This is a genomic window from Janibacter limosus, assembly GCF_004295485.1.
In the GTDB taxonomy this organism is placed as follows: domain Bacteria; phylum Actinomycetota; class Actinomycetes; order Actinomycetales; family Dermatophilaceae; genus Janibacter; species Janibacter limosus_A.
On record NZ_CP036164.1, the window covers coordinates 315,637 to 330,259 of the forward strand.

The window sequence follows — 14,623 nt, forward strand, 5'->3', positions numbered from 1 at the left end:
CGGCCCCGACATCGCGGGTTGGGCGAAGGGGGTCTGCTCCGTAGGGTGGGCCCGTGACCCAATACGTGGACTGGAAGTTCGCCAAGACCGCCGGCGCGCGGCTCGTCCCGCCCGGGCCCGACGTGAGCCACGACGAGGCAGCCGAGACGGTCGCCGAGATCCGCGAGCTGGCAGCCGCAGCAGTCGCCCCCGTCGCGGCCACCTCACGGCTGACCGCGCCCGGTGACGCGCCCGCCCCGCTCGTCGTCGACCGGCCCACGTGGATCGAGGTCAACGCCGACTCCATGGCAGCGCTGCTCGACCCCGCGATGCAGGCCATGGCCAGCCGCAAGGGCAAGGAGCCGTGGGCCCCGGCCCAGGCCATCGGGTCCAAGCTCACCGGCGCCGAGGCCGGCGGCATGCTCGCCTTCCTCTCCACCAAGGTCCTGGGGCAGTACGACATCGCACCCGACGGCACCCCGGCGCTCCTGCTCGTCGCGCCCAACATCATGACGACCGAGCGTGACCTGTCCGTCGTGCCGCGAGACTTCCGCTTCTGGGTCTGCCTGCACGAGGAGACTCACCGGGTGCAGTTCACCGCCGTGCCGTGGCTGCGCGAGCACCTCATCGACAGCGCCCGGGGCCTCGCCGGTGACCTCATGCCCGACGCCGAGTCCCTGAAGTCACGCCTGGAGCAGATCGCCACCCAGGTGCCCCGCGCCCTCAGCGGCGACGGCCAGGGCCTCGCCGAGCTGGTCATCACGCCCGAGCAGCGCGAGCGCATGGCCGAGGTCACCGCCGTCATGTCCCTCCTCGAAGGCCACGCCGACGTCGTCATGGACGACGTCGGCCCCGAGCACGTACCGACCGTGGCGACCATCCGTGTGCGCTTCACCAAGCGCCGCAAGGGCGCCGGAGCCGCCGACCGCCTGCTGCGCCGGCTCCTCGGCCTCGAGGCCAAGATGCGCCAGTACCGCGACGGTGCCGTCTTCGTCCGCGAGGTGCAGGACAAGGTCGGCGTCGACGGCTTCAACGCCGTCTGGACCTCTCCCGAGACGCTGCCGACCGCCCTCGAGATCACCGACCCCGCCGCCTGGGTGCGGCGGGTCCACGGCTGAGGTGGGTGCCGGCCACCCCTCCCAGGCCGACTGCCGAAGGGGGGTCCGCGCGGTCCTCGACGGGCTCCCGGCAGGCTCGCTGGTGCTCGCCGCGGTCAGCGGGGGCACGGACTCGCTGGCCCTCGCGGGGGCCTTGGCAGCGGAGGGTGCCGCCCACGACGTGACCGTCGGGGCGATCGTCGTCGACCACGGGCTGCAGGAGGAGTCGGCGGACACGGCGGTGCTCGCCGCCCAGCAGTGCGCTGACCTCGGGCTCGCCCCGGTCGCGGTCGTGCAGGCCGTCATCACCTCCTCCGGCGACGGGCTCGAGGCCGATGCCCGCGAGGCGCGCTACACCGCCCTCGCGGAGACGGCCGCCGCGATGGGGGAGGAGCACCCCGCGCACGTCGTCCTGCTCGGCCACACCCGCGACGACCAGGCCGAGCAGGTGCTCCTCGGCCTCGCCCGCGGCTCCGGTGCGCGGTCGCTCGCGGGGATGGCCGACCTCGTGGTCCGGGCGGGGACTCCCTTCGTCCGGCCGCTGCTGCACCTGCCCCGCACGACGACCGAGAAGGCGTGTGCCGCATGGGGCCTCGTGGCGTGGGAGGACCCGATGAACTCCGACCGGGCCTACGCCCGCGTGCGGGTCCGGCAGGCGCTCGCGGCCCTCGAGGCGGACCTCGGGCCGGGCCTGGCCGAGGCGCTGGCGCGCAGCGCCGACCTGCTGCGTGACGACGCCGACCTGCTCGACGACCTCGCCGAGCAGGCCGTCCCCGACGACGACCCGGCCGGCATCCCGGTGACGGACCTCGCGGACCTGGCCCCCGCCCTTCGCTCACGGGTGTGGCGACGGTTGCTCGTCGCCGCCGGTGCGCCCGCAGGCGCCCTGGGTGCTGCGCACGTCGCCGCCTGCGACCGCCTCGTCACGGACTGGCACGGCCAGGGCGCCCTCCACCTGCCCGGCGACCTGAGGGTGCGCCGAGCCGACCACCGGGTGCACATCGGGCGTGCACCTGGTGGACAATGAGACCGGCCCGACCCGACAAAGGAGAGCTGTGGACTCCAAGGACATCCAGGACGACCTCGTCGAGGTCCTCATCACCGAGGACCAGATCCAGGCGAGGCTCGCCGAGCTCGCCACCGAGGTCTGGGAGCACTACCAGGGCAAGGACGTGCTGCTCGTCGGCGTGCTCAAGGGCGCCGTCATGGTGATGGCCGACTTCATGCGCCACCTGCCCGGATCGGCCCCCATGGACTGGATGGCCGTCAGCTCCTACGGCTCCGGCACCAAGTCCTCCGGTGTCGTGCGGATCCTCAAGGACCTCGACACCGACATCAGCGGCAAGCACGTGCTGATCGTCGAGGACATCATCGACTCCGGTCTGACCTTGTCGTGGATCCGCGCCAACCTCGACTCGCGCTCGCCCGCGTCCGTCGAGATCCTCACGCTGCTGCGCAAGCCCGAGGCCGCCAAGGTCGAGATCGACACCCGCTGGGTCGGCTTCGACATCGCCAACGAGTTCGTCGTCGGCTACGGCCTCGACTACGCCGAGGGCTACCGCAACCTGCGCGACGTCGCGACGCTGGCGCCGCACGTCTACTCCTGACCCGACGGTTGCTGCGCAACCTCCTCAGGGATCGGGCCCTTCGAGACGGTTGCTGCGCAACCTCCTCAGGGATCGGGGGGCATTCGGGAACACCCCCGCACAGGTGGGCGTTGGTCTGGTGACCGCTCGATGCCGGCGTTCAGGTAGTTTCGTCCTGATGTCCCCGCTGTCGTTGGGGGTCGCCACGTCGTCGAGCCAGGAAGTCCGGGGAGTCCCCGTACCCGTATGAACGCCAAGAAGATCTTCCGCGCACCCGCATTCTGGGCACTGCTGCTCATCGCAGTCTTCGTCCTGATGTTCACGACGCGAAACAGCAACGAGTACTCACGCGTGGACACGTCCGCGGCCGAAAAGCTCGTGACCGAGGGCAAGGTCAAGGACGCCCACTTCACGACCGACAACCTGCTGCAGCTCGACCTCAAGGACGGGCAGACCTACTCCGACGGCGAGTCGGTCAAGGACGCCAGCAAGGTCGAGACCGAGTTCATCGACGCCCGCGCGGGCCAGATGCTCAAGCTTGTCGAGGACAACGTCGACGGGGTGCAGAACGACACGGTCGAGACGCCGAGCGTCTGGTCCAGCCTGCTCTTCTCGCTGCTGCCCCTCGTGCTGCTCGTGGGCCTCTTCTGGTTCATCCTCAGCCAGGCCCAGGGCGGCGGCTCCAAGGTCATGCAGTTCGGCAAGTCCAAGGCCAAGCTCGCCAGCAAGGACACCCCCAAGGTGACCTTCGTCGACGTGGCCGGCGCCGACGAGGCGGTCGAGGAGCTGCACGAGATCGTCGAGTTCCTGCGCGAGCCGAGCAAGTTCCTCGCCGTGGGCGCCAAGATCCCCAAGGGCGTGCTGCTCTACGGCCAGCCCGGTACCGGCAAGACCCTCCTGGCCCGTGCGGTCGCCGGCGAGGCGGGCGTGCCCTTCTACTCCATCTCCGGCTCGGACTTCGTCGAGATGTTCGTCGGTGTCGGTGCCAGCCGGGTGCGCGACCTCTTCGAGCAGGCCAAGACCAACGCCCCGGCGATCATCTTCGTCGACGAGATCGACGCCGTGGGACGTCACCGCGGCGCCGGCATGGGTGGCGGTCACGACGAGCGCGAGCAGACGCTCAACCAGCTGCTCGTCGAGATGGACGGCTTCGACGTCAAGACCAATGTCATCCTCATCGCGGCGACCAACCGTCCCGACATCCTCGACCCGGCCCTGCTGCGTCCGGGCCGCTTCGACCGGCAGATCGCCATCGAGAACCCCGACATGATCGGTCGCCACCGCATCCTCGAGGTGCACGCGGCCGGCAAGCCGATGGCCCCCGGCGTCGACCTGCTCACCGTCGCCCGTCGCACCCCCGGCATGACCGGTGCCGACCTGGCCAATGTCCTCAACGAGGCAGCGCTCCTCACGGCCCGTCTCGACAAGCAGTTCATCGACGACGAGATCCTCGACGAGGCCATCGACCGCGTCATCGCCGGCCCGCAGAAGCGCACCCGGATCATGAGCGCCCAGGAGCGCAAGATCACGGCCTACCACGAGGGCGGTCACGCGCTCGTGGCAGCGGCGATGAACCACACCGCGCCGGTCACCAAGATCACGATCCTCCCGCGTGGCCGAGCACTCGGCTACACGATGGTCATGCCGCTGGACGACAAGTACTCGACCACGCGCAACGAGATCCTCGACCAGCTCGCCTACGCCCTCGGCGGTCGCGTCGCGGAGGAGATGATCTTCCACGACCCGTCGACCGGTGCCTCCAACGACATCGAGAAGGCCACGGGCATGGCCCGCAAGATGGTCACCGAGTTCGGCATGAGCGAGAAGATCGGTGCGGTCAAGCTCGGCCAGTCCACCGGCGAGGTCTTCCTCGGCAAGGACATGGGCCACCAGCGCGACTACTCCGAGGAGGTCGCCGGGATCGTCGACCACGAGGTCCGTCGCTTCATCGAGGCCGCCCACGACGAGGCCTGGCACGCGCTCAACGACAACCGCGACGTCCTCGACCAGCTCGTCCTCGAGCTGCTCGAGCACGAGACGCTCAACACCAAGGACCTCGAGGTCGTCTTCGCCAGCGTGCGCAAGCGCCCTCGCCGCCCCACGTGGCTGAGCAGCGAGTCCCGCACGATCTCCGACATCCCGCCGGTCCTCACGCCCGCCGAGCAGGCCGCCATGCGCGCCCGCGACACCGAGCCGGGCCGGACCGACGCGCCGCAGAGCGATCCCCGCGTCACCGCGGCCATCGACCGCGCCGCCGAAGAGGGCGCGACGATCCCCACGGACGAGGCGAATGAGCGTCCCGCCACCGAGATCCGTCAGGTCGCACCGGGCGAGGCCGTCGACGGCGACGACCAGGGACGCGGCTGACCGATGGCCGATGTCGACCTGGACCGCATCGAGGCGGCCGTGCGCGAGATCCTGATCGCGGTGGGGGAGGACCCCGACCGTGACGGCCTCGTCGAGACCCCGGCGCGGGTGGCGCGCTCCTACGCCGAGGTCTTCGCCGGGCTGCGGTCCGACCCTGCGCAGCTGCTGTCGACGACCTTCGACATCGATCACGACGAGCTCGTCATCGTGCGCGACATCGAGCTCTACTCCACCTGCGAGCACCACCTCGTCCCCTTCCACGGTGTCGCGCACGTCGGCTACACCCCGGGGCCGAGCGGCAAGGTGACCGGGCTGTCCAAGCTGGCCCGCCTGGTCGACATGTTTGCCAAGCGACCGCAGGTGCAGGAGCGGCTGACGAGCCAGATCGCCGACGCGCTCGTCGAGCACCTCGACGTCGCCGGTGTCATTGTCGTCGTCGAGGCCGAGCACCTGTGCATGTCGATGCGCGGGGTGCGCAAGCCGGGGGCCAAGACGATCACCTCCGCCGTCCGCGGCCAGCTGCGGGACTCCACCACCCGCGCCGAGGCGATGGCACTGCTCGCCGGGGCCGCTCGGTGACCCACGCGGTCCTCGAGCGGATCGCGGCCGGTCACGACCGGCCGGGCCCGGTCGTCATGGGGATCGTCAACGTCACTCCCGACTCCTTCAGCGACGGGGGCCGGTGGATCGAGACCGACTCCGCCATCGCCCACGGTCGTGAGCTCGTCGCCGCCGGCGCGTCGATCGTCGACGTCGGGGGCGAGTCCACCCGACCCGGTGCCGAGCGGCCCTCCGAGGCCGAGGAGCTGCGTCGCGTCGTACCGGTCGTCGAGGCACTCGCGGCCGACGGGATCGCCGTGTCCGTCGACACCATGCGCGCCAGCGTGGCCGAGGTCGCGCTCGCGGCAGGCGGCGCGATCATCAACGACGTGAGCGGCGGCCTGGCCGACCCGCAGATGCCCGCCCTCGTCGCGTCGAGCGGGGCTCCCTTCGTCGTCATGCACTGGCGAGGTCACGCGCACGACATGCAGACGAAGGCCGAGTACGCCGACGTCGTCGCCGAGGTCTGTGCCGAGATGACCGCGAGGGTCGACGTGCTGCTGGCAGCAGGGGCCTCTCGGGATCAGCTCATCCTCGACCCGGGCATCGGCTTCGCCAAGACGGCCGAGCACAACTGGCGCCTGCTCGCCGGCCTCGAGCAGGTCGTCGACCTCGGCCACCCGGTGCTCCTGGGTACCTCGCGCAAAGGCTTCCTGGGCAGCGTCGGGCGTGCGCCGGGTGAGGAGCGTCCCCTCGATGCCCGGGCCGTCGTCACGGCCGCCACGAGCGCCCGCGCGGCCCGCGCCGGCGTGTGGTGCGTGCGCGTGCACGACGTGACCGCCACGGTCGACGCGATCGACGTCGTCGCAGCCCTGGGAGAGGTCGCGCTGTGAGTGACCGGATCAGCCTGCTCGGCGTGCGTGCTCGAGGGTTCCACGGCGTGCTCGCCGACGAGAAGCGGGACGGCCAGGACTTCGTCGTCGACGTCGTCCTCCACGTCGACCTCGCGCCGGCCGGGACCACCGACGACCTGGCCCTGACGATCAACTACGCCGAGGTCGGCGCCGACGTCGTCCGCCGCATCGAGGGCCCCTCGCTCGACCTCATCGAGTCCCTCGCCGAGCAGGTCGCCGCCGACGCGCTGGTCCGACCCGGTGTGCGCGCCGTCGAGGTCACCGTGCACAAGCCGTCAGCGCCGGTCGGCGTGCCCTTCGGCGATGTCGCGGTCACCATCGAGCGCACTCGCGCCGTCCCGGTCGTCATCGCCCTCGGGGCCAACCTCGGTGACGCGCCCCGCACCCTCCAGAGCGCCATCGACGACCTCGGTGACGCCGTGCAGTCGGTGCGTCGGGCTCCCTTCGTCAGCACGGACCCGGTCGGCGGACCCGACCAGCCGCGCTACACCAACACCGTCGTCCTCGCGACGACCGCCTTGGCCCCGCACGAGCTGCTGGCCCGACTGCACGCCGTCGAGGCGCGTCACGGTCGCGTCCGCGAGGTGCGGTGGGGTGCCCGCACGCTCGACCTCGACCTGATCCAGTACGGCGACCCGGCATCGGGCACCGACGTCAGGTGTGATGACCTGGTCCTCACCCTGCCGCACCCCCGGGCCCACGAGCGCGGATTCGTCCTCCAGCCGTGGTCCCGCGTCGATCCCGACGCGGTCCTGCGGGTCGGGGACCGGGTGGTGCCCGTGACCGAGCTGCTCGCGGGCGTCGACGCGAGCGACGTCGAGGACATCTGATGCTGGAGCGGGGACTGCGCTCCTCGACGGTGGCGATCGTGCTCGTCGCGGTAGGCGTGCTCAGCTGGGCCGGCGGGCGATGGTGGGTCGCCGGCGGGCACGCGCCGATGCGGGTCGGCTGGCTGGCCGGTGTGCTGCTGCTGGGCATGGGCCTCGTCGTGGTCGCGACGGGCCGACGGATGTGGCGGATGCGCCGTGGCCAGGGCCATGTCGAGCCGCTGGTCGCTGCGCGCATCCTGGGGCTGGCCCAGGCCAGCGCACTCACCGGCGCGGTCATCGCCGGGTTGGACCTCGGTCAGGCGCTCGCCCTGCTGCCCGACGTCGGCTTCGCCGGGCGCGGTGAGCTCGCCGTGAAGTGGGCGGTCGGTGCGCTCGGCGCCCTGGCGCTCGTCGCAGCGGGACTGCTGGTGCAGTCGTGGTGCCGCCTCGACGACGATGACGACGAGGACCCGACCTCGAGCTCGCGCCTCAGCTGACCATCTGGTCGGCCCAGACGACCCAGTTGCCCTCGTAGTGACCGCCTTTGAGCGGGGTCTCGGGGTCGCAGGTGATCAGGCGCAGGACCGGCTTGGGGTTGTCCCAGTCCCAGATCGTGTCGTCCTTGGGCACGCCCGTCTTGGGAGCGGCCTCGGAGCGGGTGATCTTGAACTTCACCTGCTCGCCGGAGCCGTAGGTGACGGTGACGAGGTCGCCGAGCTTGACGCTCGGCAGGTTCCAGAAGACGTCGGGGTTGCCGCCACTGTTGATGTGCCCGACGAGGATGCTGGCACCCTTGTGGCCCGGCTTGGGCCAGCCCGGCTCGGCGTACCAGCCGGCGGTGCCATAGGGAGGAGCCAGCACCTTCTGCGCGTCGAGCTTCGTCGCCTCGAGGCTGGCGTTGACGAGCTCGCGACCGCCCGAGGTCACCTGGACTCGGGTGGGGCTGCCCTGGGGCGCCTGCACCGCGGGAGCGAGAGCACTCGCGCTCGAGGAGCTGCTCGTGGACGTCGGAGCACTCGTCGAGGACGACGTCTTCTTCTTCGAGGTCTTCTTCGCAGTCGTCGCAGTCGGCGTCGACGGGGTCTGCGAGGTCGGCATGATGCTGCTGGGAGGCACATAGGTGCCGGGTGAGACGGTGGCCTCGTCGTCCTGCTGCGTGGTCCACCAGGTGCCTGCGGCGACGCCGCCGCCGAGGAGCACGGCGGCCGCCGCAGCGAGGACCGCCGTCGTGCGGCGGTACCGCTTGCGGTCCCGCCACCGCTGACGGCGCGTCGGTGGGGTCGTCACAGCTGTCCTCCTGGTGCTCACGAGCGGCTCACGGGTGGAACGCGCGAAGGGGGTGTGAAGTTCCCCCTGTCTCAACGGTACGGGCCGCCGGGTGCGGGAGTGATCCCGACCCGACGGCCCGTTCCGTCAGTCACTGACGAGGGTCAGTGCGCGACCTCAGTGCTGGGCGCTCTGGCGGCGGCGAGCCAGGACGATCGAGCCTGCGCCCGCACCGGCGAGCAGGGCACCGCCGAGGAGGAAGGCGGCCGTGTTGTTGCCGGCCGGCTCCTGGACGCGGGTGAAGCCGTCGGTCTGGACGACGCCCGGGGTCTCGGGACCAGTCGGAGCGTTGTCGTCACCGTCGTCGGTGCCGGTCTCGCTGTCGTCGGGGTTGATCCACGGGGCGTAGTACTCGACATTGCAGCCGCTGTCGGCGACGGAGCCGTCGTTGCCGTCAGCATCGACGCAGTCCTGCGACACGATGCGCACGTAGCCGGTGCCCTCGGCAAACGCGAACTCCTTGGTGTTGGAGCCCTGGGTGACGTCCCAGTTGATGGTGCGCAGGACCTTCTTGTCCGCGTCGAGCAGGACGACGTCGATCGTGCCGGCCCGGTCGGCCGTTCCGGTGATCGAGAAGTGCTTCTGGTCCGACGTGATCGGCAGGCTGCTCGGCTCGTCGAACCAGTCGTTGGCCTCGACGGTGGGAACCGACGTGGTCGGCTCGTCCGTGGTGGGCGGAGGCGTCGTGGGCTCGTCCGTGGTGGGCGGAGGCGTGGTCGGCTCGTCCGTGGTGGGCGGAGGCGTCGTGGGCTCGTCCGTGGTGGGCGGAGGCGTGGTCGGCTCGTCCGTGGTGGGCGGAGGCGTCGTGGGAGCCTCCGTGACGGTGATCGTGTCGATGACCTTGCTACCGGAGTCAGGGACATAGGTGCAGACCGACGCGATCGGGCTCAGGGTCCCGGTCTCGCCCGCGGCGTCGTAACCGTGGAAGGTCGTGTTGAAGGTGTCCGGAGCGCTCAGGGTGTAGCTGCCGGCCTGCTCGATCGTCGTCGACTGGGCCGTGCCCGTGATCGGCAGGTCGGGCGTGGAGTCCGTGACCCAGGCACCGTTGGTGCGGATCGTGGTGCGCGGGATGCTCAGGTCAGTGGTGAAGTCGGCGCTGTCCGTGCCGTTGCTGATTGTGGCGACGACGCCCGGGATGTCCGCGGAGACGTCCTCCCAGCCCAGAGCACCCGCCATGGCGTTGGAGATGCTCTCGTTGAGCGTGACCGTGCCGCTCGGCGTGATCGTCAGGGCCTCGCCGGTGGTGGCGGTCTCCGGGGCGTCGGTGTCGAGCTTGACGTCCAGGACCTGCGGCCCGAGCGGGGTGGTGCACGAGTACTGCATCGTGGCGGCGGCGTGGGCCGGCACGGCCGTGGCGAGGCCCATCATGCCGAGTCCGGTGACGAGTGCTGCGCCCGCCGAGAGGCGGGTCTTGAGGCGCTTGGCCATGTGTCTTTCCCCTTGAAGCTGTCCCTGCGGCCCCCTTGGCAGGTGCCGTCGCAGTGAAACTTACCGACTGCTGGGTAAGTACTCAAGGTTTTCTCAGACTTTTGTCAGGCGTCGTGCATGTGGTGCTGTCGACACGCACGACAAAGGGCCGCGGACGGGCACCTGCCCGAGCCGCGGCCCTTCGTCGTCCGGCTCAGTGCTGAGCTGCCTTGCGACGAGCCACGACGACAGCGCCCGCTCCGGCGCCGGCGAGCAGCAGGCCGCCGAGCGCGAGCGGCGCCGCGGAGCCCTCGCCCCGCACACCGTCCGTCTGGACGACGCCCGGGACCTCGGGCTGGCCCGCGTCGCCGCTCGCCGGGTCCTCGGCCGGGGCGGGGGTGTCCTCCGCCGGCGCGCTCGGGTCCTCCGTCGGGGCCGTGGGCTCGTCCGCCGGAGCAGTGGGCTCGTCGTCAGGCTCCTCCGCGGGCGGCGTGGCGTCGCCGACCGCGATGGTGCCCACGGTCGCGTCGGCCGGGGCCGTGCACGAGATCTTGAAGATGAAGCCGTCCTGGTTCTCCAGGTCGGCCGTGAAGTCACCCGCAGTGATGGGGAGGTTGGTGTCCTCGGCGGGCGCCGTCTCCTCGGTGGTCTGACCGGTGGCCTCCACCGAGACCTCGCCCGTCGCCGGGACGTCGGTCTGCGGGACCTCGAGGGCGATGTCGCGCGCCTCGCCGTCACCCAGCGTGTAGGTGGTGCTGCCGGTGCCCTTGAGGGTCTTGACCCCCAGCCCCTGCATGGTCTGGGTGGCGTCGGCGCCGGGAGTGACCTTCGCCGTGACGGCGCCGGCCGGGATCGTCTCGCCCTGGGCGACGGTCTCGGGGATGTCGAGCGTCAGCGCGACCTTCCACGGGTCGGTGAACTTGATGTTCTGGCCCGTCTCGGAGCAGGTGTAGTCGAGGCTTCCGGAGACCTGGGCCTGGGCCGGGGCGGCAGTGGCGAGGCCGAGCATCCCGCAGCCGGCGACGAGAGCGGCTCCGGCGGAGAGGTTGGTCTTCAAGCGGTGGGACATGACGCTCCATCAGGTAGATCGGTCGTCCGCTCGAGAGCGGCGCGGTCTCCCGCACCGTACCTACCCGTCGGTAGCCTCTCAACCGGGCAGCCGGGTGACCCCTGCCTCACCGACCCGCCGACGCCGGTGACTACTTGTCGACGTCCCCGACGACGAAGAACATCGAGCCCAGCACGGACACCATGTCGGCGACGAGGCAGCCGGGCAGCAGCTCACGCAGGACCTGCACGTTGTTGAAGGAGGCCGAGCGCAGCTTCAGCCGCCACGGCGTCTTCTCCCCGCGGGAGACGAGGTGGTAGCCGTTGAGGCCGAGGGGACCCTCGGTCGAGGTGTACCGCTCGCCCTCGGGGACCTTGAGCACCTTGGGCAGGCGTTGGTTGATCGGCCCCCGGTCAAGGGAGCGCAGCCGCTCGACGCACGCGTCGGCGAGGTCGAGGCTCACGTGGGTCTGCTCCAGCAGGACCTCCAGCCGGGCCAGGGAGTCGCCACCAGTGCGGGTGACGACCCGACCGGGACCCCCTTCGCCGAAGAGCTCGCCATAGGCCAGGTAAGGAGCATCGCGGCGCAGGTCCATGTCCACACCGCTCGCCCGGGCGATGGGCCCGGAGACGCCGTAGGCGCAGGCGAGCTCACGAGAGAGCACGCCGATGCCTCGGGTCCGTCCGTCGAGGATCTCGTTGTCGACGATGAGCGACTCGAGCTGCGGCATGCGGGCGCGCACCGCGGCGACCGCCGCGGTCACCCGGTCGAGCCACCCGGCCGGGAGGTCCTCCTTGAGGCCACCGACGCGGTTGAACATGAAGTGCATGCGACCGCCGGAGATCTCCTCCATGACGGCCTGGATCTCCTCGCGCTCACGGAAGGAGTAGAAGATCGGCGTCATCGCACCCAGCTCGAGGGGGTACGAGCCCAGGAACATCAGGTGGTTGAGCACGCGGTTGAGCTCGGCGAGCAGGGTCCGTGCCCAGATGGCCCGCTCGGGCACCTCCATGCCGAGCATCGCCTCGACCCCCAGCACGACACCGAGCTCGTTGGCGAAGGCTGAGAGCCAGTCGTGCCGGTTGGCCAGGACGGTGATCTGCCGGTAGTCGCGGACCTCGAAGAGCTTCTCCGCGCCACGGTGCATGTACCCGACGATCGGGTCCGCGGAGACGATCCGCTCGCCGTCCAGGACGACCCGCAGCCGCAGGACCCCATGGGTCGCGGGGTGCTGGGGGCCGATGTTGAGCACCATGTCGGCGCTCGCGAGGGAGCCGTCACCCACCCCGACGTCGAGGGTCCGGGTGCCGTCGGGGCCCGGTGCGCTCGTCATGACCGCCAGTATGCGTCAGCCCCGGGAACGCAGGGCGGTTTGGCACGATGACCGGATGGCACGCGCGACGCGACGAGCAGGGGCGGGGCTGGTGGCACTGACCCTTGGTCTCGGTCTGCTCGCCGGCTGCTCCGACGACTCGGGCGAAGGGGAGAGCGCCACCGGGGTCGCGGCGGTCGAGTCCCCGACGGTGCTGGACCCGTGGTTCGACGCCGTGCGGCGCGACGACCGTGACGCGGCCCGCATCGTGGTCCTCGGCGACTCCGTCAGCGAGGGCTACGGCTTGGGCGATCACCTGGAGAGGCGCTGGCTGGACCGGCTGCAGGCGGCGCTGCGGACGCGGTTGGGGACACCCGCGTGCCCGACGACGGCGGGCGGATGGCACGGCACGACCTCACTGGTGCCCGCGGACTACCGGGCGCCGACGCTGCCCGACCCTCTCGTCACGGGCCCCACGGTCCTTGCACCCACGCTCGGGCCCGGTGGCCGGGGACTCACGCTCAAGCCCGGCGGGGCGGTCACCTGGACGGTCACGGCCGACTCGGTCGACGTCGGCTATCGCACGCGCTTCGCCGGTGGCCCGCTGCAGATCGAGGTCGACGGGGTGGTGCCCGCGCACGGGCGGGCGGTGCCCACCGACACCGACCCGCGGGCCGAGCGCGCGGTGTGGTCCTCCGGTGACCTGGGTCCCGGGCAGCACACCGTGACGGTGCGCAATGCCCTGCCGACGACGAGCTCGACGGCCGCCACGGTCACGGACCTCACCCCCTTCCGCGGGGATCGAGATCGCTGCGTGCACGTGCTCGACGCCTCCCGGTCGGGGGTGTCGGTGCAGACGATCGCCCAGACGCCCACCTATCTCAAGGACTCGCTCTCGCTCGACCCCGACCTGCTCCTGGTGCCCCTGGGCTTCAACGACCAGCGCGCGGACGTCCCCGCCGCGCAGTTCGGTCGCAGTCTCGACTCGCTCGTCCAGCAGGCGCGCGGCATGGGCTACGAGGGCCCCATCCTGCTCGTCGGCTGGTTCACCCCGCAGACGGAGCCGGGTCGGCCGGCCTGGTCGGCCTACCTGCAGCAGATGCGGGCGAGGACGGCCCACGAGCGGGTGAGCTTCGTCGACCTGTCGGCAGTGCTGCCGCGGGCCGACCCGAGGTCGCGGTACTTCATCGACGGGCTGCACCCCTCGGCAGCGGGGCAGCCGCTCATCGCCGCGAGCCTGACCGAGATCCTCGCGCCGCCGGGCGAGCTGAGCAGCACGGTGGGCTCCTCACCCGACGCGTCGTAGCGCCCACAGGAAGTCCCCGGCACCCGGACCGGTGAGTGCGGAGGCGTGCGAGGCCGCAGCGAGGGCTGCGAGGTAGCCGGCCGGGTCCCTGCGGGCCAGCGCCACGGGCGGCCGCGTGCCGTCGACCCCCAGCCCTCGCAGCAGGTCCTGCTGGGTGTGCAGCCCGTCCGCCCCGAGGGTGTCCATCGCCACGTGGGCGGTCACGTCGCAGCTCCCGTCGGGGACCGGTAGGCAGGCACTGCCATCGGCGAAGCCGGTGAGGGTGCCCGCGCGGGGGCGAGCGGCCACGGTGTGGCCGTAGTCGACGGCCACGACGAGCCCGGAGCCGGTGCGGGCGACGAGGGTGGCGAAGGCGGCGTCGCGGGGGCGGCCCACCTCGACCCGGTCACCGCACGCGTGGGGGCCGGGCCAGTGGCTCTGGGCCCATCGCAGATCCTCTGTGGCGAGCGGCTCACCGAGGCTCTCGGTGCCGTCCTCGTCGACGAGGACGGTCCGCAGCACGCCATGCCGGTCGGCCTGCGCGACCGGGCACGGCACGACGTCGAGCCACTCGTGCGCGAGGACGAGCGCGCGCTCGGGGGAGCCGAGGTCCGGCAGGTCGGTGCCGCCGGGAGAGCGCACCCACTCGACGCGCTCGGGCAGGTCGATGGGGCGGTCGACCACGTCGACGCCGACCAGACGCATCGCCGAGTCGGCCTGTGCGGCAAGGCTGCCCAGCAGCTCGCCCCGACCGCAGGCGACGTCGACGATCGTCGTGAGTGACTCCCTTCGCGCCAGCTCGAGGAGGGCGTCGGCCAGCACGTCGGCGGCCGGTCCCTGGGCGGAGGTGGCGAAGTGGCCGGCCGGTCCCTCCGGCCGCCGGTAGAAGCCCACGTCGCCGTACAAGGCGTCGTGCCATGCCTGCTCCCACGTCCGCACCATGCGCACGACCT

At 71.5% G+C, this 14,623-nt stretch carries 14 protein-coding genes; 9 read left to right on the forward strand and 5 right to left on the reverse strand.

Annotated features, from left to right (window positions below):
- Positions 1-53: 53 nt before the first annotated feature.
- The 8 genes from EXU32_RS01540 (at position 54) to EXU32_RS01575 (ending at position 7,789) form a co-directional block, all read left to right on the forward strand.
- A complete protein-coding gene (locus tag EXU32_RS01540; RefSeq protein ID WP_130628310.1) occupies positions 54-1,097 on the forward strand; it encodes a zinc-dependent metalloprotease in 1,044 nt (347 codons plus the stop codon).
- A gap of 1 nt (position 1,098) precedes the next feature.
- Positions 1,099-2,103: a tRNA lysidine(34) synthetase TilS gene (gene tilS / locus EXU32_RS01545; RefSeq protein WP_130628311.1), complete on the forward strand. Its 1,005-nt coding sequence runs from the start codon at positions 1,099-1,101 to the stop codon at positions 2,101-2,103.
- Between the two features lie 28 nt (positions 2,104-2,131).
- Positions 2,132-2,683 (forward strand): hypoxanthine phosphoribosyltransferase, encoded by a 552-nt coding sequence (gene hpt / locus EXU32_RS01550; RefSeq protein WP_055992932.1) that lies wholly within the window; start codon positions 2,132-2,134, stop codon positions 2,681-2,683.
- A 225-nt stretch (positions 2,684-2,908) separates the two neighbouring features.
- Positions 2,909-5,029, forward strand: a complete 2,121-nt coding sequence (ftsH, locus tag EXU32_RS01555) for an ATP-dependent zinc metalloprotease FtsH (RefSeq protein WP_130628312.1) — start codon at positions 2,909-2,911, stop codon at positions 5,027-5,029.
- A 3-nt stretch (positions 5,030-5,032) separates the two neighbouring features.
- The gene (gene folE, locus EXU32_RS01560) at positions 5,033-5,608 is read left to right on the forward strand and encodes a GTP cyclohydrolase I FolE (protein ID WP_130628313.1); all 576 of its coding nucleotides are present in this window, start codon (positions 5,033-5,035) and stop codon (positions 5,606-5,608) included.
- Positions 5,605-6,462: a dihydropteroate synthase gene (gene folP, locus EXU32_RS01565; protein ID WP_130628314.1), complete on the forward strand. Its 858-nt coding sequence runs from the start codon at positions 5,605-5,607 to the stop codon at positions 6,460-6,462. Before folE ends, folP begins: the two co-directional genes overlap by 4 nt.
- Positions 6,459-7,313 carry a 2-amino-4-hydroxy-6-hydroxymethyldihydropteridine diphosphokinase gene (gene folK / locus EXU32_RS01570; RefSeq protein ID WP_130628315.1) on the forward strand — a complete coding sequence of 285 codons (855 nt, stop codon included), beginning with the start codon at positions 6,459-6,461 and terminating at the stop codon, positions 7,311-7,313. The genes folP and folK overlap by 4 nt, the downstream gene beginning before the upstream one ends.
- Complete coding sequence (locus tag EXU32_RS01575) at positions 7,313-7,789, forward strand: DUF3180 domain-containing protein (RefSeq protein WP_130628316.1); 477 nt, start codon at positions 7,313-7,315, stop codon at positions 7,787-7,789. Before folK ends, EXU32_RS01575 begins: the two co-directional genes overlap by 1 nt.
- Here the strand turns inward: EXU32_RS01575 and EXU32_RS01580 are convergent.
- From EXU32_RS01580 to EXU32_RS01595, 4 genes are all read right to left on the reverse strand, one after another.
- Positions 7,782-8,579, reverse strand: coding sequence for a class F sortase (locus tag EXU32_RS01580; RefSeq protein ID WP_130628317.1), 798 nt, complete (start codon positions 8,577-8,579; stop codon positions 7,782-7,784). The two genes, EXU32_RS01575 and EXU32_RS01580, sit on opposite strands and share 8 nt — an antisense overlap.
- Before the next feature lie 156 nt (positions 8,580-8,735).
- Positions 8,736-10,046, reverse strand: a complete 1,311-nt coding sequence (locus EXU32_RS17285) for a hypothetical protein (protein ID WP_207233858.1) — start codon at positions 10,044-10,046, stop codon at positions 8,736-8,738.
- A gap of 193 nt (positions 10,047-10,239) precedes the next feature.
- Positions 10,240-11,094 carry a DUF6801 domain-containing protein gene (locus EXU32_RS01590; protein WP_130628318.1) on the reverse strand — a complete coding sequence of 285 codons (855 nt, stop codon included), beginning with the start codon at positions 11,092-11,094 and terminating at the stop codon, positions 10,240-10,242.
- 130 nt (positions 11,095-11,224) lie between these two features.
- A complete protein-coding gene (locus EXU32_RS01595) occupies positions 11,225-12,406 on the reverse strand; it encodes an NADH-quinone oxidoreductase subunit D (RefSeq protein WP_130628319.1) in 1,182 nt (393 codons plus the stop codon).
- 55 nt (positions 12,407-12,461) lie between these two features.
- On the opposite strand from EXU32_RS01595, the gene EXU32_RS01600 reads away from it, so the two are divergent.
- Complete coding sequence (locus EXU32_RS01600; protein ID WP_165399535.1) at positions 12,462-13,691, forward strand: SGNH/GDSL hydrolase family protein; 1,230 nt, start codon at positions 12,462-12,464, stop codon at positions 13,689-13,691.
- Here EXU32_RS01600 and EXU32_RS01605 read toward each other — a convergent pair.
- Positions 13,674-14,612 (reverse strand): SAM-dependent methyltransferase, encoded by a 939-nt coding sequence (locus EXU32_RS01605; protein WP_130628321.1) that lies wholly within the window; start codon positions 14,610-14,612, stop codon positions 13,674-13,676. The two genes, EXU32_RS01600 and EXU32_RS01605, sit on opposite strands and share 18 nt — an antisense overlap.
- Positions 14,613-14,623: the final 11 nt, after the last annotated feature.